Consider the following 2,030-nt stretch of genomic DNA (forward strand, 5'->3'; position numbering starts at 1 on the left):
GGGTGACCCGCACCGGGCCGGGGCGGGTCGGCGGCAGGCCCAGCGCGGCGCCGGCAAGGCGGGCGACGAGTCGTCCCGGCACCGGTCAGCCCGTCGGGCGGCGGGGCGACTCGGGCCGGGCGGAGCGCACCGAGTCCCGGTGCCCCCGCAACGACTCGCTCATCTCCGCCATGAACCGGTGCACCACCTCCAGCTCGTCGTCGCCGAAGCGGGCCATCACCGTGTCGGTACGGGCGCCCAGCGGCTGGAAGAACGCCATGGCCAGGGCGGCGCCCTGGTCGGCGTAGCGCAGCAGCACCTTGCGCCGGTCGACGGTGTCCCGGTCCCGGCGAATGTGGCCGGCCCGCTCCAGCCGGTCGATCAGCGCGGTGACCGAGCCGGACGAGAGGTTCAGCCGCTCACCGAGGCCGCCGGCGGTGATCGGGTCGCCGAGCAACTCGGCGTCCATCACCGCGATCAACGCCTGCAGGTCGGTCGGGTTGAGGCCGTGCAGGTTGGCGAAGGCGTGACCGACGTGCTGGGCGTCCGCCGCGTACCGCCGGAGGTTGTTGGTGATCTCCGCGACCAGCTGCTCGCGGCGCGTGTCGCGCCGCCGGTACATGCCGTGAGTCGCCACCTCGCGCCGCTCTTCCCCCTCGTCGGTCCTCGGGTTGCAGCATAGAGCAGCCGCCGATAATCTCGACAATCGAGATACTCGGCTTCCGAAGGACCTTGAGGTCACCTGATGTCTGTGTTCACCAGAGTCGCCCGCGGCCGGCTGGCCGCCTGGCTCACCGTGGCCGCCGCGATCGTCGCCGGCGCGGCCGTCTTCGGAACGCCCCAACCGGACAACCCGGCGCCGGTCTCCGCCACCGGCCTGTCCGCGCGGTGGCAGTCGACCCAGGTGCAGCGCCTCCAGGACCAGCTGCCCTCCCGCGACGTGCAACCCGCCATCGTGGTGATCAGCCGGGGTGACGGCGGCGCGCTGAGCGAGGCCGACCGGACCACCGTCGGCGCGCGCACCGGTGACCTGCGCCGCTTCGCGGTGGGCGGGCAGATCAGCCCCGCCCAGGTCTCCCCCGACGGCGCGGTGGCCCTGGTCGCCGTGCCGCTCGACACGTCCGGCGGCCAGCAGGCCGTCGCCGAGACGGTGACCCAGCTGCGTACCGCGGTGGCGGAGCTGCCCGACGAGCTGACCGCCGAGGTGACCGGGGCCCCGGCCTTCACCGCCGACCTCTCCTCGGTCTTCGACGGCGCCGACGTCACACTGCTCGCGGTGACCGCCGCCGTGGTGGCGCTGCTCCTGCTGATCACCTACCGCAGCCCGTTCCTGTGGATCGTGCCGTTGGTGGTGGTCGCCGCGACCGAGCAGATCACCCTGCGCGCGGTGGACGTCATCGTGCCGGCCGCCGGCATCAACCTCCAGCAGGGCCAGGTCACCGGCATCGCCAGCGTGCTGGTCTTCGGTGCCGCCACCGACTACGCGCTGCTGCTCATCGCCGGTTACCGGGAGGAGCTGCGACGCGAGCCGGACCGGTTCGCGGCGATGCGCGCCGCGCTGCGCCGCACCGCCGAGCCCATCCTGGCCAGCGGCGGCACCGTGGTGCTCGGTGTGCTCACCCTGCTGCTCAGCGAACAGGAGACCAACCGCGCGCTGGCGGTGGCCTGCGCCACCGGTGTGGTCTTCGCCATGCTCTCGGCGCTGTTCGTGCTCCCCGCCGTGCTGGTGCTCTTCGGCCGTGGCCTGTTCTGGCCGTTCGTCCCCCGGGTCGGCGGCCCGGTCCGCGAGGGCCGACTCTGGGGCCGGCTCGGCACCGCCGTGGAGCGCCGCCCGGTGGTGGTCGCGACGCTGGCCACAGTGCTCCTCGGCGGCCTCACGCTGGGTGGACTCGGCATCCGGACCGGCCTGTCCGAGACCGAGCAGTTCCGGGCCGAACCCGAGGCGGTCACCGGGGCGCAGACCCTGGCGCGGGCGTTCCCCGCCGGCAGCACCCAGCCGGTGGCCGTGATCACCACCCCGGGGGCGGTGCGGGCGGTCACCGACGCCGCCA

2 protein-coding genes are annotated in these 2,030 nt (G+C 74.1%); one reads left to right on the top strand and one right to left on the bottom strand.

All coding sequences use genetic code 11. The features are described 5' to 3' along the window. Window positions 1-85: 85 nt before the first annotated feature. Window positions 86-601: a MarR family winged helix-turn-helix transcriptional regulator gene (locus JM949_RS35515; protein WP_203152416.1), complete on the bottom strand. Its 516-nt coding sequence runs from the start codon at window positions 599-601 to the stop codon at window positions 86-88. A gap of 123 nt (window positions 602-724) precedes the next feature. Here JM949_RS35515 and JM949_RS35520 point away from each other — a divergent pair. Then, on the top strand, window positions 725-2,030 hold a 1,306-nt coding region (locus JM949_RS35520; protein ID WP_203152417.1), incomplete at its 3' end, for an MMPL family transporter.

The organism is Micromonospora tarensis, from assembly GCF_016803395.1.
Taxonomy (GTDB): domain Bacteria; phylum Actinomycetota; class Actinomycetes; order Mycobacteriales; family Micromonosporaceae; genus Micromonospora; species Micromonospora tarensis.

Coding starts and splice junctions, on each gene's coding strand:
- JM949_RS35515 (WP_203152416.1), bottom strand. CDS start 601: ATGTACCGGCGGCGCGACACGCGCCGCGAGCAGCTGGTCGCGGAGATC.